Source organism: Staphylococcus sp. FSL W8-0271 (genome assembly GCF_038006605.1).
Taxonomy (GTDB): domain Bacteria; phylum Bacillota; class Bacilli; order Staphylococcales; family Staphylococcaceae; genus Staphylococcus; species Staphylococcus cohnii.
This window is the reverse complement of record NZ_JBBOVM010000001.1, coordinates 1,289,578-1,316,577: the sequence shown is the minus strand read 5'-3', so window position 1 is coordinate 1,316,577 and position 27,000 is coordinate 1,289,578. Positions and strand designations below refer to the sequence as shown.

The following is a 27,000-nucleotide window of genomic DNA, read 5'->3' as shown; positions in this document are numbered from 1 at the left end:
AAGATGAGTAATTTTTGGTTTATAGCTTTAGCAATTTTAATAGTAATCGTCGCTTATATGTTGTTCAATAAATATTTGAACAAAAAAGCGGTAACAGAATTAAACCAAAATGAATTCCATAATGGTTTGCGAAAAGCTCAAGTGATTGATGTGAGAGAAAAAGTAGACTATGATTATGGTCATATTAATGGTGCTCGTAACATTCCAATCACAATGTTTAAACAAAGATTTCAGGGATTGAGAACGGATCAACCAATCTATCTTTGTGATGCGAATGGTATTGCCAGTTATCGTGCCGCTAGAATATTAAAAAAGAACGGATATAAAGATATATTCATGCTTAAAGGCGGATATAAAAAATGGACTGGTAAAATCAAATCAAAAAAGTAAATGGTTAAATAAACATTTAAAGATTGAGTTCGGACATAAATGTCTCTGACTAAACAGAAAACGATAATTTCTATTGAAATAATGTAGAAATTGTCGTTTTCTTTATTTTTATCAAATAGTGTAGCTCGTTGAGCTACTATTTTCCTTACATTCAATGCCATAAGGACAAATCCTAATTCACTTTTGACTTTGTCTATCCCTAGAACTGTCATTCGAGTGAAACCCAAAATAGCCTTCATAACTCCAAAAACTAGTTCTACATCAATTTTTCTTTGACTGTAGATTTTTTTTAGTCTCTGGTTCTGAAAGTTGCTGATTAATTTGAGATTTAAAATACTTTCAATTAAAATGCATTATTATCTTCTTATTAGTTTTTGAATTGCTTTCATACATAAATTTTTAAGTGGACATTTTAAACATTACATTCGTATAATTTGAGTCAAGTTATAATTTTTTTACATAAGTAAGGCACCTCGTTAATTTGGTTTAGTAGTGTTTATTAAATTATACGAAAGGGTCTTACTTTTTGAATAAAAATGCAAATTGTACTGATTTTGTAACGTGCTGACGCCCGGGGAAATGATATGAGCGAGAGACTACAGTCTCGAGCTATATCCCCAAGCAAGCATGCACGATCAAAATCGGAAGATTTTAAATATAAAGAGGACAAATCCATTGTTAAGGATTTGTCCTCTTATTTTGAGAATGGGGATTTATGCCCCAGCCTCCTCTATTTTATTTGAGTTTACTGTCTCATACTTATTTTCGTTTATTAAAACCAAAAGTTATTTGATTTGTTCTATTAAAATTATTTTTCTGATCTTAAATTCTCAAATTTTAATACTGGTTGACGAGCAGCTTTCGTTTCATCTAAACGATCAATAATCGTTGTATGAGGTGCTTCTAAAACTTTGTCAGGGTTTTCTTTTGCTTCTTTCGCTATTTCAATCATTGTGTCACAGAAATAATCTAATGTTTCTTTAGATTCTGTTTCAGTTGGTTCAATCATCATACCCTCTTCTACATTTAATGGGAAATAAATAGTAGGTGGATGAACGCCAAAGTCAAGTAAACGTTTTGCCATATCTAACGTTCGTACGCCATATTCTTTTTGTTTTGAACCACTTAAAACAAATTCATGTTTACAATATTGTTCATAAGGGATTTCAAAATGTTCTTTTAATCTTGCTTTAATATAGTTTGCATTTAATACTGCTGCTTCTGAAACTTCTTCAAGTCCTTTATTACCCATAGTTCTAATGTATGTGTAAGCGCGTAAATAAATACCGAAGTTACCATAAAATGGTTTAACGCGTCCGATTGAATTTTCGATATCATTATCATATTTATACACATCATTTTCTTTAACGACCATTGGTTTTGGTAAGAAACTTGCAAGTTCTTTTTTAACACCAACTGGTCCTGAACCAGGTCCACCACCACCGTGTGGCCCAGTAAATGTTTTGTGTAAATTTAAGTGAACAGCATCAAAGCCCATATCTCCAGGTCTAACTTTGTCCATAATTGCATTTAAATTAGCACCATCATAGTACAATAACCCACCGGCTTCGTGTACGATATTTCGAATATCCATGATGTTTTGTTCGAAGATACCTAATGTATTTGGATTTGTAAGCATAATTGCAGCAGTGTTTTCATTAACGAGTCGTTTTAAATCTTCTATATCAACTTCTCCACGTTCATTAGATTTCACTGTAACAGCTTTAAATCCAGCGAATGCCGCTGAAGCTGGGTTTGTACCATGAGCAGAGTCAGGAACGATGACTTCGTTACGGTGTCCTTCGCCATTTTTTTCATGAAAAGCTTTGAAAATCATAAGTGCTGTCCATTCTCCATGAGCACCAGCAGCTGGTTGTAATGTAACTTCGTCCATACCAGTTATTTCTTTAAGTTCTTCTTGTAAGCTATGAATAATCTCTAATGATCCTTGTACCTGTGATTCATCTTGTAGTGGGTGTGATTCAGCAAATCCAGGTATTCTTACTATTTTCTCATTTACCTTTGGATTATATTTCATGGTACATGATCCTAGCGGATAAAATCCTGAATCCACACCAAAGTTTTTATTTGATAACTCTGTATAATGACGCACTAAATCTAGTTCTGCTACTTCAGGAAATTCAGCTTTATTTTTTCTGATAAATTTGTCATCTAATAGTTTATTAACTGCCCCATTATCAATTTCTTTTTTTGGTAAGGAGTATGCATAGCGACCTTCTTTAGAACGTTCAAAAATTAATGGACTAGATTTACTTACTGCCATTTATTTCACCTGCTTTCTTAACAAATGTATCAATTTCATCTTTCGTTCGTAATTCTGTTACTGCAATTAACATGTGATTGTCGAAGTTTTCTACGATCTCGCTTAAATCAAATCCACCTATGATGTCTTCTTGAATTAAAGCATCGTTTACATCTTTAACAGGTTTATCAAATTTAACAACAAATTCATTAAAAGATGTACCATTACTAACTTCAAATCCTTGTTGTTTAAATTGTTCTTTAGCATAGTTTGCATTTTCAAAATTTTGAACCGCAATATCATAGATACCTTGTTTTCCTAAAGCAGACATACAAATTGATGAAGCCAATGCGTTTAATGCTTGATTTGAACATATATTTGATGTTGCTTTATCACGTCTTATATGTTGTTCACGTGCTTGAAGTGTTAACACAAAACCACGGTTTCCATCTTGGTCTTCAGTTTGTCCTACTAGTCTACCAGGCGTTTTTCTCATAAGTTTCTTAGTAGTAGCAAAGAAACCACAATGAGGACCACCAAACTGTGTTGGAATACCAAATGGTTGCGTATCTCCCACTACAATATCTGCACCAAAACTACCTGGTGGTGTCAATAAGCCTAGTGCGATTGGATTTGTATAAACAATGAATAATGCTTTTTTATTTTCGATAAATGATTGGATTTTTTCTAAATCCTCTATCGAACCATAAAAATTTGGATATTGAACTGCAACAGCAGCAGTATCATCATCAATTGCATTTTCAAGTTTTTCTAAATCTGTAATTGTACCATCTAAATCAACTTCAACAACTTCAAATTCTTCGCGTGTTTTTACATATGTGTGTAACACTTGTAGTGCTTGATAATGCATACCTTTTGAAACAACAATTTTATTTTTACGCGTTTGGTTAAATGCTAGAATACAAGCTTCTGCAAAACTTGTCATACCATCGTACATGGATGAGTTGGCAATATCCATATCTGTTAATTCACAGATTAATGTTTGAAATTCAAAGATAGCTTGTAACTCACCTTGTGAAATTTCGGGTTGATAAGGTGTATAGGCAGTATAAAATTCAGAACGCGAGATCATTGCATCTACAACTGCTGGTGCATAGTGATCATAAACACCTGCACCTAAAAATGTAGTATGTGTTTCTTTAGTGATATTTTTACTAGCAATTTTATTAAGCCTTTTAGTTAATGTGGTTTCAGATTCAGCATCAGGAATAGCTAATTCTCTGTTTAATAAAATGTCTTTGGGAACATCTCCAAATAATTCACTGATCGATTCAGCGCCAATTGTTTGAAGCATTTCATTTTTATCTTGATCTGTTAATGGAATATAACGATGACTCACAGTAACACCCCTTTAAATTATTTAGTAATTTGATTTTTCTTAACAATTTTTGCTTTTGCTTGTCTTTTTCTTATTTGTACTATAACTTCCTTGCCCATTTCAAATGCATCTCTATCAATTATAGCTAAACCAATAGACTTACCACTTAACGGAGATTGAGTACCTGAAGTAACTTCACCAATTTCATTTCCATCGATATCATAAACAGTGTAACCAGTTCGTGGAATTCCTTTGTCAATCATTTCAATTCCTACTGTTCTTCTCTTAGAACCATTTTCTTTTTGATCTTTTAACACGTTCTTACCTATAAAATCAGCGTCGATTAATGGTTTAGCAGCAAATGCAATTCCACCTTCATATGGTGTGATTGATTCACTTAAATCTTGTCCATGAAGTGGTAAACCAGCCTCTAATCTTAATGTATCTCTGGCACCAAGACCACATGGTTCCACATCATATTCTAATATTGATTCCCATAGATATGGTGTATCTTCTGATTTACAATAAATTTCGAAGCCATCTTCACCTGTATAACCAGATTGTGATAATATTACATTTTTTCCAAAGAATTCAACATCTTGTAGGAATTCAAATGGAGTCATCTGTGATACATCTTGATTCACATGTTCTTGAACAAAATTACGTGCTTTTGGACCTTGTATAGCTAATTGCCCATATTCTGTTGAAACATTTAAAACTTCAGCATCGAAATTTTCTGCTTGTTTTTTCATCCAATCAAAGTCTTTATCAGTATTTCCAGCATTAACGACTAGTAAATATTCTTTTTCACTAAGTTTATAGGTAATTAAATCATCAATGATACCGCCTTGTTCGTTACACAATGCTGTATATTGTGCTTTCTTTGTGTCTAAATTATCAGTATCATTTGAAAGTAAGTATTGCACTAATTGATCTGCTTCAGCACTTTTTATTAAAATTTCTCCCATGTGACTTACGTCAAATAAGCCCATATTTGTTCTTACAGCATTGTGCTCATCTTTAATACTTGAAAATTGAACTGGCATAGCCCAACCACCAAATTCAACAATTTTTGCACCAAGATCCACGAAGTTTTGATAAAGTGGCGTGTGTTTTAATTCATTTACCATTGCTAAACCCCCTATTATTGTATTAAAAAAGACAGAGTAGACTAAGCCTACCCTGTCAAAAATCCAGGAATGCGTCTCAGTATTATCCTTTTGCCTGAGAGTTTCGTTAAACTTGCACCTTCGGCGATGGTTAAAATCAATTATTAACCATTCTCTCTAATACTGGTCATTCGCTTTCATCGATTCCAATATTTTTTTATATGTAACTGGAAGCGACTTATTACTATTCACTTTGATGAATGCGATTTCATTATATCTTGAAACTCTAGTTGAATACAAGCTTTTTAGTTTAAAAAGCGGTTTATTATTTGCATTGGGTCTGTTGCTATCATTTTTAATTCTATCGTATAGAATTTCTATATCACAATCTAACCATACAACATGTTTTTGTTCTATTAATAAGTTAAAAGCATCATTGCCCTCGATGATGCCTCCACCTGTAGCAATGACATCAAATTGATTAACACATTCTTTTAAGTATTTAAACTCCAAGTTACGAAAACCTTTTTCACCTAATTGTTCAAAAATCTCTGGTATTGTTTTCTCTTCTTGTTGTACTATAAATTCATCTAAATCTCCAAAAGTTAATTGATTGTGTTGTGCAATATATTTCCCTAATGTTGTTTTACCTGTACCCATAAAACCTATTAAAATAAGCGGTGTTTTAATTTTATTGTTCAAAAATATCTTCCTTTTGTAATTGTAGTTTAATTTGTTTATCATAATAAGACTCAATATTATCAAGTGTTTTTAGCTGAATATTAAATTGAGAAGAATATATTGATATTAGTGATAAATATAGCATATAAATAACCATCACAAAAGGGTATATGTACCCGTTTATATTAGAATTGAATTGTTTTTTCAAAAGTACCTCCTTCATAATGCATTTTCAATTTTAATTTTATGTGTTTATTTTTTAATAATATGAACTGTGCATTTGTTACATTATTTAATAAAGTTATGTTTCCTGTATTATTTATTGTTTTGATAATCTTATTGTTTTTGAACTCATATCTATTAGTATTTTCTCTTGTGTCGAATTTTAATATTCGTCCCTTTTTTTCAATTTCTATTGCCGTTGAATTTCTTTGCAATAGTGCTTCGGTTAAGTCTCTAGAAAAAAACTCTATGTCAATGGATGATTCGAAATTAGACTGATGTTTTATAGGGGAGATTGATTTATATAACAAAGGTAACATTGTAAATATCAATAAAGTGATAAATAGTGCAAATAATACTTCAATGTAAGTAAAACTTGAATATTTATTTGTAAAAACATTTTTCATTAACTTGATCCTTTTTTCTTATACATAAATTTGAATTGGTTAATTTAATTTTGTATCCTTCAATATCGATGCCTTTTAGTAAACTTTCACGATCATTATGTTTTAACGTTAATAATATTATTCTTTTCATGTTTAAACTGTCAATTTTATCGTTGAAAGTATGATTTAATTGTAAAATCATAGGCAAAAAAACACTGCACATTAAAAGCATACAAACAAAAGCAATATATGCATCCATAAGTATACTACCGTTAATGCCTCTGTTTCTCATATCTTAATCTTCCTTTTTCAATATGAAATATTAATTTAAATAATTCGTTATCTACTGATAAAAAAATACTACCAAATTTATTTGTATTACCTTTATTGTTGAATGTTAAATATTTTAAATTACTTTTAGGATGTATATAAGTATTTATTGGAAAATTTATATCTTTATTTTCAGTTGATTGTTCTCTAACAATGATTTTATTCGAATAGTCGTTAAATATGAGTGTTATAGATTTATCATCTTTAATCGCTTTAGATTTCAAATAATTTAGTTGAATGATTAAAGTATTCATAAAGTTATTGTTTTCATTAATTTTCTTATCGTTTATTGATAGATGGTTTACTTGAATAAATAATAAGACACTAATGATACCCATAACTAATAGCATTTCTATATATGTAAATGCTTTGCTAGTTTGCAATTACTTCACCGTTATTTATAGTAATGGTTGATCCTGATTTACATTTTTTTGATTTTCTTTGATATAGCCATCCGCAATCAGTTCATCTATAGACTGTGGTTTTTTATTATGTTTTAGAGTAAATGCTTCAACTTGACTTTCAATCATTTTTATTTGTGCTTCGCAACCAGTACTTTGAATATGTGAAGATTGTTTTGCAATATTGGGTATAATCAAAATCAATAATAAGCTTATAATTAATAATACAAGGAGCATTTCAATTAAAGTAAATGCACGCTTATTAAAAGACTGTTTTATTTTGTTCATTAAAAACCTCCAAATGTTATTATTTAATCGTTTGCATTAGATCGAACATAGGTAACATTATGACTAAATATAAGGAAATGATCAGTATCCCTAACATGATAAATATAATTGGTTGTATAAATTTAATTATTAATTGTAAATACCGTTCAATTTTTGTAAATATGATTTCGCTATATAATTTTAATTCTATGTCTAGTTTCCCTGTCTTTTCACCCTCCTCAATAAAATTAATCAACCCTTCTTCAAAACAAGAAATCTTTTTTAAAATCTCACTTAACTTATGACCGCTTTGTGTACCTGTTGCTAATTTTCGAGCAAGGTAAATTAAATATGTGTCGTTTTTTTGCTTAGAATATATATCAACGATTGATTGTAAGGTCACGCCGTTTTTGTAAAACAATGCAAATTCTGTAGAAAGTCTGTAAGTTTTATAAAATTTAAAAAAGTACGTAAAATAGGGATTTTTAATATAATACTGTACTTCAAGTTAATCGATAATGTTTTTGTGATTTTATAAAATAAATAGGAAAAAATTAAGCAGATTAATGTAATAATAAGCAATGCTTTAGGTAGATATATTAATATAGAGGATAAGATTAATTGAGTTTTTGATATTTCAACATCAAAGCTATTATAGAATGCTTGAAATTCAGGTATAATAGTATGATTTAAAATTATTAACATTCCTATAAAAATTGTGATTAATAGTAAGGGATATTGCAGTGTTCTAATTAGTTGTTGCTTTGCTTTGTGATTTCGAATCAAATAGTCTTTTGCATGTGGTAGTGTTGATGTGAGTTCACTAAATAATTCTGAGAAATATATTAACATGATAATAATTTTAGGATATTTTAGAAGTAATAGGATTTCATAACATTGTGCACCTTGATCTAGACGCGTATTAATCAAAGAAACTAATTTGGGTGATTTTATTTTTATATGTTGTAATAAAAATTTAAATGATTCCGATAATGTGAAACCATGTTGAAGTAAATCATGTAATCTTTGAAGTAAGTCAATTTGATTCTTTTCGCTGATAAGCATAAATCGAGGTGTATTAAAGATATCTATTGAGTGTTTCTTCACAAATTTCTCCTTCTTTTGCCATTTCTTGCAACTTGTAAGATAAATTTTTGAATGTGTTCGGAAGTGTAAGTTGATTTTCAAAATAAAAGTCTATATCTTCACGGTTTAATTGTTCATAAATAAGAGAACGTTCATTCTTTGAAGTGATTACTAATCTCTGATTAATAATACTTAATACCGTCTGTCGCAGTTCTTGAATCGTAATGCCCATTTCTAATAATCTACTCAATGCGCCTTTACAATTATTTGAATGTATCGTTGAAAGTACTAAATGCCCACTTAAACTTGCATGAATTACTTGTTTAGCAATCATTGCATCCCTGATTTCACCAATGAGTATTATATCAGGATCACACCTCAAAATAGCCTTAAAAGAATTAGCGTAATTAATACCTGCTTTTTCGTTGATAGACACTTGAGTAATTCCCTCAACTAAACGCTCTACAGGATCTTCTACGGTAATGATGTTAACATTTAAATGCTCCTTTGCGTGTACTATGAGCTGATACATTAATGTACTTTTTCCAGATCCCGTCGGACCGCTAAACAGTATTAACCCTTGTTTTTTATGAACTAGTTTAAATAATTGATTAATACTAAGTGCTTTTGCAGAATTTTGAAAGTATTGAGGTATAATTCTCACTACACAACTTTCAAATCCTAGAGATAAAGGTAAAGTTGAAACTCTTAAATAATATAATTGTTTGAGTTTGTAAGCATATCTTCCACTTTGCGCAGTGCTATGTGTTGAGACATCTAAGCCAGCCTGATATTTCATATATGTGAGCAATTTCCTATAAATATGAACTTCAACTGTTTCTATAGTGCTTAAATATTCTTTTTTCCTAAATTTAATGTGTACTTTGTTTTGGTCAGGGATAAAATGTACATCTGATACATTTTCATTAATAGCTTTATCAATAATGTTTTTAAAGAGTAACTTCAAAAAAACACCTCCTACAATAATACACGTAGGAGGTGTTAATATTACTTACTAAAGTTAAATTAACCATGCAAGTATGGATTAAGTTGTTCATCTTCAATCGTTGTATATGGCCCATGACCTGGGAATAAAGGTAAATCATCATCTAGCTTGAATAATTTATCTAATATCGAGTCAACTAATGTTTCATAATCACCTTTATATAAATCAGTTCTTCCTATACCTTGTTTAAATAAAGTATCACCAACTACAGCAAAATCGTCAAATATAAAAGATAAACTACCAGGCGAATGTCCAGGCGTATGAATTACTTTGAATTTAAAGCTTTCAATTTCCATAGAACCTTCATCAATCTTTTGTGGTGATACGCGACTTGTGACAGGCGTTAATCCATATTGCTTAAATTTCTGTGAACCATTTTTATCAGTATTAGTTAAAAAATCAAATTCACTGTAATGCATATAAACGGGCACCTTATATTTATCAACAATTTGATCTAAAGCACCAATATGGTCGAAATGAGCGTGTGTTAACAATACTGCAATGACAGGTTTATTAATTTGGTTTAATTTTTTTATAATTAATTCATAATCAGCCGCTGGATCAACTATAATGACATGCTTATCATTTTCAATAAAATAAGTATTCGTCTTAACTAAGCCCAATGCTAAACTAGAAATTTGCATTGTTAGCGACCTCCATTATCTAAAAGATTTTGAACTGATTTTAGTTTATCATTCATTTTGCGAGATTTATCTCTTCTATCGTCAATTCTGATATTCGTACAAACTCTATCAATACCTTTATCAAAAGGTAATTCATGAATGGCTTGAACGACTTCAAATAAATCTTTCAAATCTCCTTCAATTAAGGTATTCATTGGTGTTAATTGATAGTCAATTTTACCTTGTGCTTTAAATTCTTTTAATTTCGTTTGTATCTCAGCAATATATTTGCTAACACTTGGTCCTTCTGTACCCACAGGTATAACTACTACATCTACTATAGCCATTATTTCACACCTTCCTTTTCAATTATATAAGTATAAATTAAGCCAGCAGCACCAGTAATGCCCGCATCATTACCTAATTTAGCTTGAACAATTTCTGTTCCTTGTTGTGCTGGTGTAAAAGTTAGATTATGATACTCTGTTTTTATATTTTCAATTAAAATCAAACCTGCTGTAGACATTCCTCCACCTAAAACAATATATTTAGGGTTACTTGTCACGCTGATAATACTGCACAAATATGCAATAAAATTAGCTACACGCTCCGTAATAAAGATACAGAATTGATCTCCAGCTTTCGCTGCATCAAATACTGCTTTTGCGGTAACTTGATTATCTTTGATTAATTGAAGTATCGAAGATTTAAACGTTAATTTAGGATAATAAAAATTCACTAAATTAACAACACCTGTCGCGGAAGCAACGGTTTCAATACAACCTGATTTACCACAATTACATTTAAAGCGTTGATCATGGTCAACTCTAAAATGACCAATTTCAGCACCAGAGCCATTATGACCGTGCACAATTTCTCCGTTAGAAATAATACCGCCACCTAGACCAGTGCCTAATGTGATTGCAACTACATCGTCTGCACCATGTCCTGCACCTTTGTGCTTTTCACCTAACGCTGCAACATTAGCATCATTATCAACATAAACAGGACATTCTACAAATTGTTTGAAAATTTCTCTGACATTAACAGTTTCTTTCCAATATAAGTTAACTGCACCATTAACCTCACCTGTTTCAAAATTCACTGGTCCTGGTACACCAATACCAACACCTAACACATCTGAAAAAACAAAGTCAGAATTATCGACATGTTCAACGAAAGATTCATAAACATTTTTCAAAAGTGCATAACCTGTAACATCTGACGTATCAGTTTTTATAGACCATTTCTCAATTTGTTCTAATTGTTGGTCGAATATACCTAGCTTACAAGTTGTACCACCAATATCTGCTGCTAAGATAATTTTTTTCATGTATTTTATTCATCCTTCTCTTATTTTTAAGGAATGTTAAATTAAATCTTGATTTCATCAACAGTCTATTTTAATGTTTTACATGTTAAAATAGTTGTCTTCTTCCTTAAAATATATTTTTTCTCTGTATAAAACATATATATCTATATTAATATTTTTCATTTCACAAATGCAATGATAACGAATATAAAGATATATTATATAATCAATAACAAAAAATGTGGCTATTGATTGTTAACTGTTTAAACTGCCAATATGGTGTGTATCCATATTATAAAAACCACTTACTCATATAATGATTCAAGAAATTAGCGTTCATTTTTCCGTTGATTAATAATTAATTTAGATTTAATATAATCATCTTTGGTAATTAAACTATATTCATACAATGAATGTAATTCTTGTTCCATCATTTCATAAATATCTGACTTATCCTTAAAGTAAATGATAAAACCAAATTTTTTTAAAAGTTGTTGTACATCATAAAATGTATTAATCTCATGAATCACTGTCATCGCTCAATTCTTTATTTAAATTAATATAATCATGATTAGTTGGATCTATTTTTAATGCAGCTTTAATATGTTTTTTTGCTTTATCTTTGTTATCGATAGATCTATTTGCTACCGCTAGTTGGTAATTTAATAATGCAGAATCTGGAAAGTTTCTTAAACCTCTTTCCCATGTTGCCATTCCTTCTGATTTTGAATCTGTTGTCGCATTAATTAATCCTTTTAGGTAGTATGTTTCATCATCGGCATAACTTTTATTTACCGTGTGTTGTACCATATCTTTAGCACTTTTATAATTACCATGCTTCATTTCCTTTTCAATGATTGTATTATAAATATTATCCTCTTGAATCGTAAAGATGCGAATTTGAGCTGCAATAAATAAAACAATCATTAAAATTAGAAAAATCCAGAATTTATTTTGGTTGATTTTAAAATAATATCCTATAAGTGTTATTAGTAAACCACCAATGAAACCACCCACATGTGCTACTATATTTACATTTTGCATTAATAATGAAGCACCAATTAAAATGACTAGGACAATCAATAATTGGCCAATTAACTTTTGATTAAATTGTTTACCAATATACATAAACGCAAAAATGGCTCCAATTAAACCAAAAATAGCACCACTTGCACCAACGGAAACAGTATCCGTATTAAAAGATAAGGAAGCAAAATTACCAAATAAGCCAGAAACAAAATAAATAATTAAAAATCGCCAATGCCCAACAATAGCTTCCACTATTTTTCCAAAAATAAATAAACTCAACATATTCATTAATATATGTTCAAAATTATAATGTAAAAATATAGATGATATGAGTCTGTACCATTCTCCATGAACGACGTTAAAATGTACAAGACCTCCAATATCTAAAAGTTTCAAATCAGAAAAATGATTTAAAAATAGCACCATCGAAAGCCAAATAATAATATTAATTACAATTAATAAATATGTAACTGGCGCAAATTTAAGCATATGTTTTTCAATAGGATTATTATTTAATGCTCTTTGCTTATAAAAACCTTTTGTATGTTTCGTACTACGGTTAAACATAAATTTCATTAAATAATTGGGCATTATTTTATCCAAATGTTCAACTTGTCGAATAATCTTCACTTTGAATTTAACTGATTTTAGTTCGTCCAAATTTTCATTTGTAAATGTTTTATCAGTGTAAATATATAAATAATAATTTTGGGGTTTGAAACCTAAAAATGTAATAATATCTTCTTCATGGTCTTGAATTCTACTTTTATCAAATCTAACTTCTTGTGTAGAATTAGCACCAAATTTAAATATTGCAACAGATTGCTTTCTTTTATTTGCAAGCCAAATTTCAGAATCATCTTGATTACGATGTACAACTTGATAGTTTAAATATTTTGTCCAAGTATAAATTGACTTCCAAAAGTGCTTTTCAGTTATCATTTTTTCCTCCATTAATGCGTAGCCGCTATAATTAATTTTTGCACAGGTTGATCATGTGCTTCTATTTCAAAATCATTTATTTGGAAGTCATAAATTAAACTTATTGTTGGCTGTTGATGATGTGATAAAATTTTATCAAAATAACCCCCACCATAACCAATTCTGTAGCCTTTGTTATTGAATACTACACCTGGTACTATTAACAAATCTAAATCATTCGTTATTTCTGTATTACTTGTAACATAATTAATTCCTTTATCGTCACGTGCAAGATTCGATAAATCATCTAAACCTTTAAATGACATTGTTTTGGTTTTATAATCAGTTTCTGGTACATATACATTTTTATCATCATTTAGCATTTTTGAAATGATTGGATAAGTATCGACTTCATGTGCCATTGACAGCACAATACCAATACGTTTTGCTGATTTATATTCAGATAAATTCAATAATTGTTGTGTTAAGTATTGATCAGCAGATAATTTTTGCTCTTGTTCGGAAAATTGTTTCATCTTTTTTATTATTTCTTTTCTTAATGAACGTTTACTCATATATGACACCTTCCCATTTTATATCCTCTTTTATTATAACGATAAAAATATGTTATGTCATCATACTGCTATTTCAATATATTTTTGAAAAAAAATAACCAGATTCAAATTTTAGAATCTGGTTAAAATTTTCATTATTTTGTTTCACGGTGCAAAGTATGTTTGTTATCACGAGCACAGTGTTTTTTCATTTCGATACGTTCAGGATTAGTACGTTTATTTTTTGTTGTAATGTAGTTTCTTTCTCCACATTCTGTGCAAGCTAGTGTTACGTTTACGCGCATGCTAATTCCTCCTTACCTTTTCAAAATACGACTTATTTATCATACCATTTAGTTATAAAATTGAAAAGTATTATTTTTTAATATAGACCATACCCATAGGTTTTAAAGAGAAAATAGGTTGTTTATGGTTTACTTTTTATCTTTTTCCTTAAAATAATAGTTAATTATATCGCGACCTAAGTCACCACCATTAAGCCAAGGTTCTGGAACAGGCTGATTCGTATATACAATTGAAAATGCTAATTTTGGATTTTCTATTGGTGCATAACCAACATAAGTTGAATTTACTTTTGGTTCACCATCTTGGAATACTTCTGCAGTACCAGTTTTACCAGCTGAAGGGACAACGGTATCATTGAAACTTTGATAGCCTGTACCTTCTTTTTCATTAAATGCCATTTTAAACCCTTCTTGTACTTGCTTAACTTGGTCTGATGTATTGTTAACTTTATTTAATACATCGCCTTTTACTTTCTGTTTAACTGGACCTAAGGAGTCTTTATTTGTTGCTTTTCTAATTTCTAAACCTACATGTGGTTGAATTCTATAACCATCATTTGCAATTGTAGAAGCATATTGTGATAACTGTAATGGTGAATAAGTATCATATTGTCCAATTGCTAAATCTAAATAATTTCCTGGATTATCTGTTAATGGTTCTATCTGACCCCCAGTTTCATTTGGCAAATCGATACCTGTTTTAACACCTAAGCCAACTTGATTTAGCCCTTTTCGTAATTTTTGACCTGCTTCTGAAATATCAGTAGGCAATGTCATGTTTGGTGTGTATGGGGAACCAGCAATTTTTAATGCTGTTTTAAACATGTATACGTTTGATGAATGCATTAAAGCTTCTTTATCATCAATCGTTACTTTACCATCTTGGTTGAAGTATGAACGTTTAGAAAGACCCCCTGCAAATTTTAATGGTTCATCAACCATTTTCTCACCAACATTAATGGCATCGTTTTGGTAACCTGCTAGTAATGTTCCCCCTTTAACAGACGATCCAACAGCGTATTGTGACGTGAACGTTCCGATATCATAATCAGTTAAATCACCATTTTTATCAATTTGTTTCCCAGCCATTGCTAAAATATCACCATTATTAGGATTTTGGACAACCACTAAAGCATTGTCCATATCTTTAGCACCTTCACTACGTAATTTGCTTATTTGTTTTTCCAAATACTCTTCTGTTTTCTTTTGTAAATCAATATCAATACTTAAAACAAGATCGTCTCCACGTGATCCTTCATGAATTACTTGTGAATCAATGACTTCTCCTGATTTATCTGTTGTGTATTTCATTTCTTTCTTTTTACCCTTGAGAATATTATCGTATTGATATTCTAAATAAGATTTTCCTACACGATCATTTCTTGAATATCCTTTTGATAAATATTGTTCTGTTAATTCTTTTGGAATACCTTCTTGTGTAGTAGAGACATCGCCAAAAATACCGCGTAATGTATCATCATATGGATATTTTCGATCCCAATCCATCGTAGTATTAACGCCTGGTAAATCAGAAAGTTTTTGTGACACTGCAGCATATTCTTCATCTGTAACATCTTCGTTTTTAATCATTTGAGGATCTAATGCAGAACCAGACATCATTTCTCTAAATATTGCTAAAACTTGTAAATCTTTATCAGAAAATGAATCAAATTGTTTCTTTCCAATTTTTTTATGTAATGTTTCATCATATTGTTCTTGAGTAATACTTCCATCGTCTAATAATGATTGCTCTTTTTTCATTAATTCATCAGCTTTATTAGGATGTTTTAAAATCCAAAAATCTTGTTTATCTCGATCTGTAATTTTATCAGTATCCATTTTTATAAGTTTTGACAAATCATTAGCTATTTTTAAAACCTCTGATTGCGATGTTTTTCTTCCACGAGAAAAGGTAATGGCTTTTTTAGATGCATTATCTACTAGGACTTTACCATTTCTATCGAGAATTCTCCCTCTTGGAACAGCTTCATTAACAGTTAAATTTTCACTGTTTTTAATTAATTGCTTATAATGAGAGCCCTGCGCAATTTGCAAATAACCTAATCGTAAAACAATAATCGCAAAAATAAATACAATTAGACCAAACACAAAGCTTATTCTTTTATTCATCGTATTTCTTATTTTCTCATCGTTTGATTTTTCCTTTAATCTTTTTAGCAAAACAACATACCTCTATTCAAAAGTGATCACTTTAAATGATATATGAAATTGACACAGATTTCTATTATTTTAAATAAAAAAATGACGACCTGTGTAAGGCCGTCAAAAATAGAAGCTTAATTATTTAGCAGCGTTATATAATTCATCAACTTTTTCCCAATTTACAACGTTCCAGAAAGCACTAATATATTCTGGACGTTTGTTTTGGTATTTAAGATAATAAGCATGTTCCCAAACGTCTAAGCCTAGGATTGGTGTTTTACCTTCTGTAAGTGGGTTATCTTGGTTTGGAGTTGTAACAATTTCTAAATTACCATTATTAACAACTAGCCAAGCCCATCCTGAACCAAAACGAGCTGCAGCTTTATCTGCAAATTCTTCTTTAAATGCATCTAAAGAACCCCATTGTTCTTTAATTTTATCAACTACAGTTCCTTTTTCTTCAGAGTTTGGAGTTAATAATTCCCAGAATAATGAGTGGTTTAAGTGTCCACCACCATTATTTCTAACAGCTGTTTGAATATCTTCTGGTACACTGTCTAAATTTGCAATAATTTCTTCAATTGATTTAGACTCTAAATCAGTACCTTCAATTGCTGCATTTAATTTAGTAACATAAGTGTTATGATGTTTGTCGTGATGGATTTCCATTGTTTGTTGATCAATATGTGGTTCTAATGCATCAGAACCATAAGGTAAGTTTGGTAATTCAAAAGCCATAAATAATCATCCTCCTAATTAATCTGTAAATAAAGCATAACAACTAAAAATGATTACAACAATGAATATGCTTACAAACTTATTCAAAAGTCATAAAATTATATTTGTTATCTTTAGTTCCTTTATTATTATATCTCAAAATAGTGGATTTTAAACATAATAGCCAAAGTATTTTAAAAATTCAATATAATTCAGACTAATGACCTATGTTTAGAAGGAAACTTTTTTGTAATAAGCGTCGATTGGTGCCATTTTACATTTAGAAATGCGTTGGCAATTTTAAGCATGCTGACAAGCTTCACATACTCCATAAACTTCTAATTTGTGGGTATGGATTGCAACTTTAGGTAAAAACGCCTTTATCTGTTCAATTGGACAAAAATCGATTATTTTTGTATCACCACAGGATTCACAAATAAAATGATGATGATGGTGATCAGTACACGCAATTCTAAATTTCATTTCACCATCGAGTTCCGTGCCCTCAACGATACCTAAGTCTTTAAATAAATGTAAATTTCTATATATCGTGTCAAAGGAGATACCTGGATAATCCTTATCTAATTTTTGCTGTATATGTTTTGCGTTAATATACTTATCTTCTTCTATAAAAACATTTATCATATCTCTTCTTTTATTTGTATATTTGTGTCCTTCTGCTTTTAGAATATTAATTGCTTCGTCTATTTTCATTATTAATAGCCCCTTTCACAGTTTTTAATTTGAACTTTTGATATGACATCATTATTGCTAATAAAAGAACAAGTAGTACGACAATCACGCCACCAGGGGAAATATTCATATAAAATGCTAATACAAGCCCTGCTATAACTGAAAATTCTCCAATTAATACACTCAATATAATAAGTTGTTTGAAACCTTTCGTCATACGCATTGCTATAGCTATCGGCAATGTAATTAATGCACTTACTAATAATATACCTACTACTCTCATAGATGCTGATATGACCATCGCGACTATTATGATAAATAAAAACTGTATCCATTTTGGAATACCTATAACTTTACTATATTCTTCATCGAATGATAGTATGAATAACTCTTTGTAAAATAATAATATAAATGCTAATACGATGATAACGATTGCGATAATGGTTGATAAATCACTGATAGTTACAGCACTAATAGAACCAAATAATAAACCAACAATTTCTTGATTAAAACCATCTGCTAATGAAATAAAAATAGCACTTAATGCTATGCCTGCACTCATTATAATTGGAATAGCGATTTCTTGGTAATTACTATACGACGTCCTAAGCTTTTCGATTAATAATGCACCAATGACTGCGAATAATATGCCGAACCACATAGGATTAATAAATGTAAGTGCAGGTGCAATCGTCACGAAAAACATGCCAAAAGAAATACCACCAAGTGTAACGTGGCTTAATGCATCTGCGATTAAAGATAGCCTTCGAACAACAATAAATGCACCGATTAATGGGGCAATAAAGCCAATCAAAATACCACTTATCAGAGAGTATCTCATAAAATCAAAATTTAATAATGCCTCAATCATGATGAACAACACTCCCTATTATGTTGATGGTCTACAAACTGAATAGGATGACCGTATATTTTAGATATTTCCACTTCATCTAACGACTTAAAATCCTCTGTCGTGCCATGAAAATGTAAATGCTTGTTTAAACATGCTACTTCCGTAGCAGTATCTGCTACAACACCTATATCATGGGTAACTAAAATGATTGTTACTCCTTCATTTTTTAAGGTCTCTAATGTTTCATAAAATTCACTAACGTGTTTTGCATCTATACCGTTCGTCGGTTCATCTAGTATAAGTACTGAGGGATTGCTAATTAAAGCTCGCGCTATTAATACACGTTGTTGTTGCCCACCCGATAATTCTGCAATATTTTTATTAATTAAGTGACCTATATTCAAACTATTTAATACGGCTACCACTTTATGTTCATCATTTTTATTAAACCATTGAAATAACTTTTTACGTTTTGTAAGCCCGCTCATAACAACTTCTTTTACACTCGCAGGAAAGCCCGCTTTAAATGCTTGAGCTTTTTGTGAAACATAACTAATTTTATATAGAGATTGCTTTCCATTATATGCTTTGCCATCTACATATATTTCACCTTTTTGCAAAGGTAATAGTCCTAATATGATTTTTAGCAAAGTTGATTTGCCAGCACCATTTGGTCCTACTATAGCCAAAAATTGACCTTTATTAATTTTAATATTTATGTTTTCTAATACTTTTTTATTTTCAAAATAATAATCAATATTTTTTAATTCAAACACTGGAGTAGTCATCTTTTCACCTCGTTCTATACTATACAACTTGTTAACAATTATGTAAATAGTAATGTTTACGAATTAACAAAAAGGATGAAATAGAGCTCAATTATAAATTGAGTTTACTATTCCATCCTTCAAAACATTATTTGGTTATTATTCAGTCTTTTTAAGTGTTATTGCATTAAGATTTTATCTTTTAACTCAGGATCAAATTGCTGTTGTTTAAGCAATTCAATTTCAAATTTATACGGTGGTTTTTTATTCTTTTTATCTTCACCTACATATGGTGTTTCAAGTATTTTGGGAATATCTTTGAACGTATCATGATGAACGATATAATTTAAAGCATCAAAACCGATATAACCAAAGCCTATATTTTCGTGTCTATCTTTATGTGCGCCAATATCATTTTTACTATCATTTACATGAACAACCCTTATTCTATCGATACCAATAATCTTATCGAATTCATTTAATACACCATCGAAATCTTCTTTTACATTATAGCCTGCATCATGCGTATGACAAGTATCGAAACACACGGATAAACGTTCATTATGCTTAACGCCATCTATAATTCGAGCGATTTCTTCAAAATTCCTTCCAATTTCTGACCCTTTACCGGCCATTGTTTCAAGTGCGATGCGTACATTATTATCATTTGTAAGTACTTCATTTAGTCCTTCTATGATCTTATTAATACCAGCATCTGCACCTTCTCCAACATGTGAACCTGGATGCAATACTATATCTTTAGCTCCTATTGCTTGAGTTCTTTCAATTTCACTTTGCAAAAATTCAACACCTAAATTAAATACATGAGGTTTGACAGTATTCGCAATATTTATAATATAAGGTGCATGCACGACAATATTTGAAAGCCCATAAGTTTGCATCAATTCTTGACCTTGATCAATATTTAATTCTTCTATAGGCTTTCTTCTTGTGTTTTGTGGTGCACCTGTATAAATCATGAAAGTAGATTCACCGAATTTATGTGCTTCTTCAGCTGAACCTGCTAACATTTTCTTGCCATTCATAGATACATGAGATCCTAATAACATAGTAGTCACCAATCCTTTATTTATTTTTTCTGGCTTGACGATTTTGTTTCTTGCTGAATTTTTTACGCTCTTGACGTTTTAAATGTTCTAGATCACGTTGGAATTTTTTCTTATAGCCAGGTTTTACTTTTTTCTTGTTTCTCTTCACTTTGTTTTTTAATTCGTTTGTTAAATGATCATCTTTATTCTTACGTGATTGTCGTGTATTGTGTGCCTTTATTGGTGTCAATTCATCGTTTTTTATATCAACATTCTCAAATTGATAACCTCGCTGTTCAATTAACGCGATGTTTTCTTCTTCCTCAGGGCTGTATAGTGTAATTGCAACACCTTTATATTGACCTCTACCAGTACGTCCAACACGATGCGTGAAGAAATCAACATCATTTGGTACATCAAAGTTAATGACATGACTTACGCCTTCAATGTCTATCCCACGTGATGCTAAATCACTTGCGATAACAAATTGAAATTCTAAATTACGAATACGTTTCATTTGTTGTTTACGCTCTCTAGGCGTTAAACCACCATGAATCATACCTAATTTTAACCCGGCAGCATTTAACTGGTCTGCAAGTTCGTTTGCATTATCGCGACTATTACAAAATATAATACATAGGTATGGATTTAAAATATCAATGAGTTTTATCGTTTTTTCTATCTTTGCTTCTCCCTTTGTTGGAATTAAAAAGAATTCAATGTTTTTGTTATTCTTTTGAACATTTTCAATTTCAACGTATTCAGGATTTTCTAAATATTTATTTAAAAATGGATGTAATGATTTAGGTATTGTAGCACTAAATACAGCTATATGAGATTGTTCATCTAAGCGTGTAGCAATATGGTCTACCTCTTCTATTAATCCTAAATCAATCATTAAGTCAGCTTCATCCACAACTAAATAAGAAGCTAAGTGCACATGTAAATCCCCATGTTTAGCTAGGTCGTTTATACGTGTTGGTGTACCTATAATAAGTTGTGGTTGGTTCTTCGCGCGTTGTCTATCTTTTTCAATATCAGAGCCACCAATGAAAAGTTTAACAGTTAAGCCACCTTTATAATCAGCTAAATGGCTAGCAACACCAAATAACTGTTGTGCTAATTCTCTTGTTGGCGCAACAATGATTGCTTGTGGTTCTTTAACATCGACATTTATTAAATGTATCAATGGTAATAAAAAGGCATGGGATTTGCCAGTGCCTGTTTGTGATTGTCCAATTAAGTTTACTTCTTTTAATATTTTTGGAATTACTCTATTTTGTACTTCTGTAGGTTGATTAAAGTTCAAATTTCGTACCGCGTCAATTAAACTAGGATCTAAATTAAACTTATCAAATGGGTGATTTGCCATGATTTGGCCTCCTTAAATCTTCATCTTTTCTATTATAAAGCATTCACAAACGATTTTGAACTAATTATTTTTTTCTCTAACTGTTGATGGTAAATATAGTTTGAAAGTAAGAGAGGCTGGGACATAAAGTAATGCCTCAGCCTAAAGTAAATGGTAGTTCGTTGACTGAAATAAAATTTTAAATAGTATCTTTTCCAAAATCCAACTATTTTTAGTCGGAAGGATCAATGAAATTTTATTTCTTCTAGTTATATCAATAACAATTATAAATAATTAAACGGATCCGTATTGAGTTTAGATGCCTTAATTTCAAAAGTAATGTCATCCCGTCTAATCCAATTAATTAATAAGTCACATAAACCATCTTTCATTACATATTCACTATAATGATTAATATCTAATAAGTTAATACCCGCAATTTTTGCATCTAAGGCCTCATGATGTTTGATATCACCAGTTATAAAAATGTCTGCGCCTTGTTGATCCGCTTGATACTCAAATCCAATACCTGAACCACCTATAATCGCAACCTTTTTAATTGTTTGCTTTAAATTTCCAATAAATCTAACACTCGGCATTTCCAATTGTGTTTTGACATGCTTCACAAAAGTAGGTGCATCCATCTCAGATTCTAAATCTCCAATCATACCTAAACCATAATTCGCTTCTTTTTCCATTTCTATAAAATCAAAAACTGGTGTTTCATATGGATGGTTTGTTTTAATTAATTGTTCTGCTAAATGCTTTTGGTTTTCATCAATCATAAATTCTAATTTAAATTCGTTAACTTCTTCAATTTTATCTAAGGTACCAATATGTGGTTGAGCATTACCAGTGGGTTTGAATTGCCCATTCCCTGGGCTCTCAAAGAAACAATATTTATAATTTCCTTCTTCAGCTAAACCTGCATCACTCAAAGCATCTTTAAATGATTTAAGATTTGCTTCTGGAATAAACACTTGCACTTTATAGTATTTTAAAATTTCTGGGTTTAAGATTTGTTGATTTTTCAATTGAAGTTTTTCTGCTAACATCGCATTAACACCTTTTGGGTAAACATCTAGATTTGTATGCAAAGCAATTAAATTCATATCATTTTTAATTAACTTTCGTAAAATAGCGCCATAACCATCTTGATGAATAATATTTTTAACACCTTTAAATATGAGTGGATGATGACAAATAATAGTGTTAAAATCATGACTTATTGCTTCATCAACGACCTCATTGGTACAATCTAAAGCGGTTAAAACACCCGAAATTTCAGCAGATTCATCACCGATTAACAAGCCAACATTATCCCATGATTCTGCAGTTTTAAATGGTACATGTTGATTTATTATTTGAAGTAACGTTTTAACTTTCATTTACAACACCTCATTAATTAAATTGATTTCGTTGTTAATTTCATTTAATCGCTCACTATGTTTTTCAGAGTTCAAATGACTTTTGATTTTTTGCAATGCTTGTCGTTCTCTTTCCCATTTTTTGAAAAATAATTCATGTTTCTTTTTTAATAAAATCGGTCCAAACTTTATTTCCGATCTAGTAAGTGTTTGTGGCTGTTCTTCGCAAAAATCTGCTACGATTATTTCATAGATATGACCTTTTTCTTCTAAAATTACTTCTTCAATAATATTATAATGCATGGATTCTAACAAATTTCTAATCGCGCTAGATTGTATGTTACTTTGTAAAATAAGCCTTGGATGTGCGGTTAATTTTTCTTTACCTTCCTCAAGGATTTTAGCAATTAATGGCCCACCCATACCACAAATTGTAATGGTATTAATTTGATCATTCGACTGTATTATCGATAATCCATCCCCTAGTCTAACATCAACATGATTTACCAAATCATGTTCTACAACATTCTTTTTCGAAGCTTCGAATGGACCTTTGATTACTTCTCCAGCAATTGCATTTTTGACTAAATTATTTTCAATCGCATAAATCGGAAGATATGCATGATCTGAGCCAATATCTGCAAAGCAATCTCCTAATATAAATGTACTCACTTTTTTTAATCTTTGATTTAATGTAACCATAAAAGCGCTCCTCTATGTAAATGTAAAAAGCTCTTTTGTACGACAAGGTACAAAAGAGCTGAAAAATTAATCCATAAAGTCTTTAAGACGTTTACTTCTACTCGGATGTCTTAATTTTCTCAATGCTTTAGCTTCAATTTGACGAATACGCTCTCTCGTAACACCGAAGACTTTACCAACTTCTTCTAGCGTGCGTGTTCTTCCGTCGTCAAGTCCAAAACGCAAGCGTAGTACATTTTCTTCTCTGTCAGTTAATGTATCTAAGACATCTTCCAGTTGTTCTTTTAATAATTCATAAGCCGCATGATCAGATGGACTTTGAGCTTCTTGGTCTTCAATAAAGTCACCTAAGTGGCTATCGTCTTCTTCACCAATTGGTGTTTCTAATGAAACTGGCTCCTGAGCTATTTTTAATATTTCTCTTACTTTTTCAGGTGGTAAATCCATTTCCTCACCAATTTCTTCTGGGGCTGGATCACGACCTAAATCTTGTAATAGTTGTCTTTGTACACGGATTAATTTATTGATTGTTTCTACCATATGCACTGGAATACGTATTGTACGAGCTTGGTCTGCAATTGCACGTGTAATTGCTTGACGTATCCACCAAGTTGCATATGTTGAAAATTTAAATCCTTTATTGAAATCGAACTTTTCAACTGCTTTAATTAAGCCCATATTACCTTCTTGAATTAAATCTAAGAAAAGCATGCCACGGCCAACATATCTTTTGGCTATACTGACTACTAAACGCAAGTTTGCTTCAGCTAATCTTGATTTAGCGACTTCATCGCCTTGTTCAATTCTTTTAGCTAATTCTATTTCTTCTTGCGCATTTAATAAATCGACACGTCCGATTTCTTTAAGATACATACGTACAGGGTCATTAATTTTAACACCTGGAGGAGCACTTAAATCATTAGGATTTAATTCAGCATCTTTGTCAGAACTATCTTTTTCATTTACCAAACTGATATCGTTATCTGTTAATTGATCAAATAGTTCATCCATTTGATCAGAATCCATCTCGAAGTTTTGCAATTTCTCTGCAATTTCTTCGTGGCTCAGATGCCCTTCTTTTTTACCTTTTTCAATTAAGTGTTTTTTTACATCTTCTAAAGTTAGAGATGGGTCAATTGTTTGCTTTTTAAGTGTAACTTTATTTCCAGACATGAAAAGGCCTCCCGAATATAATATCAACTTGAAACCGTGATATCATTTGATAGATAATCTTAATATTATCTACCCATAATTCATACGATTTATGCAAGTTGTTAAACCCAATAATATACAGATATATTCATTTTAAATTTAATTCATTCTATTTTTATTGAAGTCTACAATTTTTTCTAGGTAATATTTCTGCAACTCTAAATCACCTAATCTAGAAGCCTCCCGTAACTTATGATTAAGCGATTCAATCGTTTCTTCATTTCTATTTGTTAAAAGTGTGTTTAAATAATCATCGATTTCATGTTCATAGGGTTCTTCATTTATCATATAGTTATCCAATGATATAAATGCTTCTTTAATTTCATTTGAATCGATATATTGTAAAACATCACTAATATTAAACGTATCATTCTCAGAATAAAACTCATGTAAAGCATTAAATATACGCTTAAAATACTGATTTGTAAAGTCTTCTGTTTGAAGTAATTTATGATAATTCAAGAAAATATCCTTATCATTCATAAAATGTTTTAATAAAGCACGCTCTGCCTTTTCTTGTTTATTTAAATTAGTGAATTGTGGCACACTAGGAAATTGATATGACTGTGGTTGATAATAATCTTCACGTTGTCCTACTTCAATATTTAAACTGTCCATGCTTACTTTAAACAATTCTGACACGTCTTGCAATATTTTTTTACGTAAAATTGAGGACTTCATTAATGAAATATCATTCGTTATTTCTTTTAAATACCTTTCATATGCTAAATCATTATTTTCAATTTCTTCTTGATGCATATGCACTTTATAAAGAATGAATGCTTTTTTTTCATGTTCAACAAAATAATTAAATGCATCTGCACCGTGTTTTCCAATATACTCATCTGGATCCATGTTCTTCGGAAGTTGTACTACAAATACATTAAATCCTTGTTGTAACAATATTTGACCAGATTTTAAAGTGGCCTCACTACCAGCAAAATCCCCGTCAAACATCAGCGTCACATTTGAAGTGAGTTTTTTCATAAATGCGATATGTTCTTGTGAAATTTGTGTTCCCATACTTGCTACAACTTGATGTAATCCTGCATAATCGGCTTTTATCACATCCATAAAACCTTCGAGTAGTATAATTTCATCATTTTTACGTATCGCTTTTCTGGCTTGATCTACGTTGTATAATAATCTTCTTTTTTGAAATATCGGTGTTTCAGGACTGTTAAGATATTTTGGCTCTTGATTTGTATATGTTCTCCCAGAATAACCAACAGTTCGTCCTTGTGCATTTGTTAATGGGAACATAATTCTATCTCTGAAACGATCATAGTAGCTAAAATTTTCTTCGTTTCTAGACAATAAACCCGCTTCATATGCGAGTTGAATATCATAACCTTTCTTCTGTAAAAAGTCATGACAAAAATTTGCATTTTTTGGCGCATAGCCTATTTTCCGACTATCTATCAGTTCATCAGTAAAACCACGCTCTTTTAAATAATTTAACGCCGCTTCACCTTCAACAGTTTTTTTTAAGGCGTAATGATAATAATCTTGCATTAATTCATGCATTTCAATCATTTGCAAATCTTCAGAGGCAATTTGATGATTAGGATGTTGCTCTGACGCTGTTTGAGACGTTTCAACTTCAATATTTACACGTTCACCTAATAATTTTACTGCTTCAGTAAAAGAAACGTCTTTAATTTCTTGAGTAAATTGAAAGACGTTCCCTCCTTTTTTACAACCAAAGCAATGGCAAATTTGTTTGTCTTCAGAAACAGTAAACGATGGTGTTTTTTCATCATGAAAAGGACACAACCCAATGTAATTGCGTCCTCTTTTTTCTAATTTAACATATTCACTTACTAAATCGAGAATATCCGTTTTCTCTTTAATTTCATTAATTGTTGCTTGTTCAATTCGCAAAATTATCACCTATTAGAC

The 27,000-nt window shown here is 30.7% G+C and carries 27 protein-coding genes, 2 pseudogenes and 1 riboswitch; of the genes and pseudogenes, 1 reads left to right on the top strand and 28 read right to left on the bottom strand.

Annotation, left to right across the window (positions count from 1 at the left end):
* Positions 1 to 3: 3 nt before the first annotated feature.
* Positions 4 to 390, top strand: a complete 387-nt coding sequence (locus NST87_RS06535) for a rhodanese-like domain-containing protein (protein ID WP_019469337.1) — start codon at positions 4 to 6, stop codon at positions 388 to 390.
* Here the strand turns inward: NST87_RS06535 and NST87_RS06530 are convergent.
* From NST87_RS06530 to dnaG, 28 genes and pseudogenes are all read right to left on the bottom strand, one after another.
* Positions 288 to 809: pseudogene (locus NST87_RS06530) on the bottom strand (transposase); the annotation flags it as partial. The gene NST87_RS06535 and the pseudogene NST87_RS06530 sit on opposite strands and share 103 nt — an antisense overlap.
* Positions 810 to 1,198: 389 nt before the next feature.
* Positions 1,199 to 2,674: an aminomethyl-transferring glycine dehydrogenase subunit GcvPB gene (gene gcvPB, locus NST87_RS06525; RefSeq protein ID WP_340721446.1), complete on the bottom strand. Its 1,476-nt coding sequence runs from the start codon at positions 2,672 to 2,674 to the stop codon at positions 1,199 to 1,201.
* Positions 2,661 to 4,013 (bottom strand): aminomethyl-transferring glycine dehydrogenase subunit GcvPA, encoded by a 1,353-nt coding sequence (gene gcvPA / locus NST87_RS06520; protein WP_019469339.1) that lies wholly within the window; start codon positions 4,011 to 4,013, stop codon positions 2,661 to 2,663. Before gcvPA ends, gcvPB begins: the two co-directional genes overlap by 14 nt.
* Before the next feature lie 17 nt (positions 4,014 to 4,030).
* Positions 4,031 to 5,122, bottom strand: a complete 1,092-nt coding sequence (gene gcvT, locus NST87_RS06515; RefSeq protein WP_019469340.1) for a glycine cleavage system aminomethyltransferase GcvT — start codon at positions 5,120 to 5,122, stop codon at positions 4,031 to 4,033.
* A gap of 72 nt (positions 5,123 to 5,194) precedes the next feature.
* Positions 5,195 to 5,292: riboswitch (glycine riboswitch) on the bottom strand.
* Complete coding sequence (locus tag NST87_RS06510) at positions 5,279 to 5,803, bottom strand: shikimate kinase (protein ID WP_340721444.1); 525 nt, start codon at positions 5,801 to 5,803, stop codon at positions 5,279 to 5,281. It overlaps the preceding riboswitch by 14 nt.
* Positions 5,804 to 5,967: 164 nt before the next feature.
* Positions 5,968 to 6,411 (bottom strand): ComGF family competence protein, encoded by a 444-nt coding sequence (locus NST87_RS06505; protein WP_340721442.1) that lies wholly within the window; start codon positions 6,409 to 6,411, stop codon positions 5,968 to 5,970.
* A 251-nt stretch (positions 6,412 to 6,662) separates the two neighbouring features.
* Positions 6,663 to 7,103, bottom strand: a complete 441-nt coding sequence (gene comGD, locus NST87_RS06500) for a competence type IV pilus minor pilin ComGD (protein WP_019469345.1) — start codon at positions 7,101 to 7,103, stop codon at positions 6,663 to 6,665.
* Positions 7,093 to 7,409: pseudogene (gene comGC / locus NST87_RS06495) on the bottom strand (competence type IV pilus major pilin ComGC). Before comGC ends, comGD begins: the two are co-directional and overlap by 11 nt.
* Positions 7,410 to 7,428: 19 nt before the next feature.
* Positions 7,429 to 7,791 (bottom strand): type II secretion system F family protein, encoded by a 363-nt coding sequence (locus NST87_RS06490; protein WP_230620688.1) that lies wholly within the window; start codon positions 7,789 to 7,791, stop codon positions 7,429 to 7,431.
* Positions 7,792 to 8,466: 675 nt separating this feature from the next.
* Positions 8,467 to 9,441, bottom strand: a complete 975-nt coding sequence (comGA, locus tag NST87_RS06485) for a competence type IV pilus ATPase ComGA (RefSeq protein WP_019469347.1) — start codon at positions 9,439 to 9,441, stop codon at positions 8,467 to 8,469.
* 59 nt (positions 9,442 to 9,500) lie between these two features.
* Positions 9,501 to 10,124: an MBL fold metallo-hydrolase gene (locus NST87_RS06480; RefSeq protein WP_071560302.1), complete on the bottom strand. Its 624-nt coding sequence runs from the start codon at positions 10,122 to 10,124 to the stop codon at positions 9,501 to 9,503.
* A 2-nt stretch (positions 10,125 to 10,126) separates the two neighbouring features.
* A complete protein-coding gene (locus tag NST87_RS06475; protein WP_340721439.1) occupies positions 10,127 to 10,450 on the bottom strand; it encodes an MTH1187 family thiamine-binding protein in 324 nt (107 codons plus the stop codon).
* Positions 10,450 to 11,436, bottom strand: a complete 987-nt coding sequence (locus NST87_RS06470) for a glucokinase (protein ID WP_340721437.1) — start codon at positions 11,434 to 11,436, stop codon at positions 10,450 to 10,452. The genes NST87_RS06475 and NST87_RS06470 overlap by 1 nt, the downstream gene beginning before the upstream one ends.
* A 308-nt stretch (positions 11,437 to 11,744) precedes the next feature.
* Positions 11,745 to 11,951 carry a YqgQ family protein gene (locus NST87_RS06465; protein ID WP_019469351.1) on the bottom strand — a complete coding sequence of 69 codons (207 nt, stop codon included), beginning with the start codon at positions 11,949 to 11,951 and terminating at the stop codon, positions 11,745 to 11,747.
* Positions 11,935 to 13,386: a rhomboid family intramembrane serine protease gene (locus NST87_RS06460; protein ID WP_340721436.1), complete on the bottom strand. Its 1,452-nt coding sequence runs from the start codon at positions 13,384 to 13,386 to the stop codon at positions 11,935 to 11,937. The genes NST87_RS06465 and NST87_RS06460 overlap by 17 nt, the downstream gene beginning before the upstream one ends.
* Positions 13,387 to 13,397: 11 nt before the next feature.
* Positions 13,398 to 13,940, bottom strand: a complete 543-nt coding sequence (locus NST87_RS06455; RefSeq protein WP_340721435.1) for a 5-formyltetrahydrofolate cyclo-ligase — start codon at positions 13,938 to 13,940, stop codon at positions 13,398 to 13,400.
* A gap of 134 nt (positions 13,941 to 14,074) precedes the next feature.
* Positions 14,075 to 14,224 (bottom strand): 50S ribosomal protein L33, encoded by a 150-nt coding sequence (gene rpmG, locus NST87_RS06450; protein WP_019469354.1) that lies wholly within the window; start codon positions 14,222 to 14,224, stop codon positions 14,075 to 14,077.
* A gap of 129 nt (positions 14,225 to 14,353) precedes the next feature.
* The gene (locus NST87_RS06445; protein WP_019469355.1) at positions 14,354 to 16,405 is read right to left on the bottom strand and encodes a peptidoglycan D,D-transpeptidase FtsI family protein; all 2,052 of its coding nucleotides are present in this window, start codon (positions 16,403 to 16,405) and stop codon (positions 14,354 to 14,356) included.
* Between the two features lie 120 nt (positions 16,406 to 16,525).
* Positions 16,526 to 17,125, bottom strand: a complete 600-nt coding sequence (locus NST87_RS06440; RefSeq protein ID WP_019469356.1) for a superoxide dismutase — start codon at positions 17,123 to 17,125, stop codon at positions 16,526 to 16,528.
* Positions 17,126 to 17,404: 279 nt separating this feature from the next.
* A complete protein-coding gene (locus NST87_RS06435; RefSeq protein WP_107386512.1) occupies positions 17,405 to 17,818 on the bottom strand; it encodes a Fur family transcriptional regulator in 414 nt (137 codons plus the stop codon).
* A complete protein-coding gene (locus NST87_RS06430) occupies positions 17,796 to 18,668 on the bottom strand; it encodes a metal ABC transporter permease (protein ID WP_019469358.1) in 873 nt (290 codons plus the stop codon). The genes NST87_RS06435 and NST87_RS06430 overlap by 23 nt, the downstream gene beginning before the upstream one ends.
* Positions 18,665 to 19,438, bottom strand: a complete 774-nt coding sequence (locus tag NST87_RS06425; protein WP_019469359.1) for a metal ABC transporter ATP-binding protein — start codon at positions 19,436 to 19,438, stop codon at positions 18,665 to 18,667. Before NST87_RS06425 ends, NST87_RS06430 begins: the two co-directional genes overlap by 4 nt.
* 158 nt (positions 19,439 to 19,596) lie before the next feature.
* Positions 19,597 to 20,487: a deoxyribonuclease IV gene (locus tag NST87_RS06420; protein WP_340721434.1), complete on the bottom strand. Its 891-nt coding sequence runs from the start codon at positions 20,485 to 20,487 to the stop codon at positions 19,597 to 19,599.
* 16 nt (positions 20,488 to 20,503) lie between these two features.
* On the bottom strand, positions 20,504 to 21,838 hold the full coding sequence (locus NST87_RS06415) for a DEAD/DEAH box helicase (protein WP_340721433.1): 1,335 nt from the start codon (positions 21,836 to 21,838) through the stop codon (positions 20,504 to 20,506).
* Positions 21,839 to 22,101: 263 nt separating this feature from the next.
* Positions 22,102 to 23,205 (bottom strand): Nif3-like dinuclear metal center hexameric protein, encoded by a 1,104-nt coding sequence (locus NST87_RS06410; RefSeq protein ID WP_340721432.1) that lies wholly within the window; start codon positions 23,203 to 23,205, stop codon positions 22,102 to 22,104.
* Positions 23,206 to 23,886, bottom strand: a complete 681-nt coding sequence (locus NST87_RS06405; protein WP_019469363.1) for a tRNA (adenine(22)-N(1))-methyltransferase — start codon at positions 23,884 to 23,886, stop codon at positions 23,206 to 23,208.
* Positions 23,887 to 23,952: 66 nt separating this feature from the next.
* Positions 23,953 to 25,059, bottom strand: a complete 1,107-nt coding sequence (rpoD, locus tag NST87_RS06400; protein WP_019469364.1) for an RNA polymerase sigma factor RpoD — start codon at positions 25,057 to 25,059, stop codon at positions 23,953 to 23,955.
* Positions 25,060 to 25,197: 138 nt separating this feature from the next.
* A complete protein-coding gene (gene dnaG / locus NST87_RS06395) occupies positions 25,198 to 26,982 on the bottom strand; it encodes a DNA primase (protein WP_019469365.1) in 1,785 nt (594 codons plus the stop codon).
* Between the last annotated feature and the right edge of the window lie 18 nt (positions 26,983 to 27,000).

Excerpts from the sequence above, each read along its gene's own strand:
- rpoD (WP_019469364.1), bottom strand. The coding sequence starts at position 25,059 with ATGTCTGGAAATAAAGTTACACTTAAAAAGCAAACAATTGACCCATCT.
- rpmG (WP_019469354.1), bottom strand. The coding sequence starts at position 14,224 with ATGCGCGTAAACGTAACACTAGCTTGCACAGAATGTGGAGAAAGAAAC.
- NST87_RS06405 (WP_019469363.1), bottom strand. The coding sequence starts at position 23,886 with ATGGTTACATTAAATCAAAGATTAAAAAAAGTGAGTACATTTATATTA.
- NST87_RS06505 (WP_340721442.1), bottom strand. The coding sequence starts at position 6,411 with ATGAAAAATGTTTTTACAAATAAATATTCAAGTTTTACTTACATTGAA.
- NST87_RS06420 (WP_340721434.1), bottom strand. The coding sequence starts at position 20,487 with ATGTTATTAGGATCTCATGTATCTATGAATGGCAAGAAAATGTTAGCA.
- NST87_RS06435 (WP_107386512.1), bottom strand. The coding sequence starts at position 17,818 with ATGAAAATAGACGAAGCAATTAATATTCTAAAAGCAGAAGGACACAAA.
- NST87_RS06475 (WP_340721439.1), bottom strand. The coding sequence starts at position 10,450 with ATGGCTATAGTAGATGTAGTAGTTATACCTGTGGGTACAGAAGGACCA.
- NST87_RS06430 (WP_019469358.1), bottom strand. The coding sequence starts at position 18,668 with ATGATTGAGGCATTATTAAATTTTGATTTTATGAGATACTCTCTGATA.
- NST87_RS06460 (WP_340721436.1), bottom strand. The coding sequence starts at position 13,386 with ATGATAACTGAAAAGCACTTTTGGAAGTCAATTTATACTTGGACAAAA.
- NST87_RS06440 (WP_019469356.1), bottom strand. The coding sequence starts at position 17,125 with ATGGCTTTTGAATTACCAAACTTACCTTATGGTTCTGATGCATTAGAA.
- gcvT (WP_019469340.1), bottom strand. The coding sequence starts at position 5,122 with ATGGTAAATGAATTAAAACACACGCCACTTTATCAAAACTTCGTGGAT.
- NST87_RS06455 (WP_340721435.1), bottom strand. The coding sequence starts at position 13,940 with ATGAGTAAACGTTCATTAAGAAAAGAAATAATAAAAAAGATGAAACAA.
- NST87_RS06465 (WP_019469351.1), bottom strand. The coding sequence starts at position 11,951 with ATGACAGTGATTCATGAGATTAATACATTTTATGATGTACAACAACTT.
- NST87_RS06415 (WP_340721433.1), bottom strand. The coding sequence starts at position 21,838 with ATGGCAAATCACCCATTTGATAAGTTTAATTTAGATCCTAGTTTAATT.
- NST87_RS06470 (WP_340721437.1), bottom strand. The coding sequence starts at position 11,436 with ATGAAAAAAATTATCTTAGCAGCAGATATTGGTGGTACAACTTGTAAG.
- NST87_RS06480 (WP_071560302.1), bottom strand. The coding sequence starts at position 10,124 with ATGCAAATTTCTAGTTTAGCATTGGGCTTAGTTAAGACGAATACTTAT.
- gcvPB (WP_340721446.1), bottom strand. The coding sequence starts at position 2,674 with ATGGCAGTAAGTAAATCTAGTCCATTAATTTTTGAACGTTCTAAAGAA.
- NST87_RS06410 (WP_340721432.1), bottom strand. The coding sequence starts at position 23,205 with ATGAAAGTTAAAACGTTACTTCAAATAATAAATCAACATGTACCATTT.
- NST87_RS06535 (WP_019469337.1), top strand. The coding sequence starts at position 4 with ATGAGTAATTTTTGGTTTATAGCTTTAGCAATTTTAATAGTAATCGTC.
- NST87_RS06425 (WP_019469359.1), bottom strand. The coding sequence starts at position 19,438 with ATGACTACTCCAGTGTTTGAATTAAAAAATATTGATTATTATTTTGAA.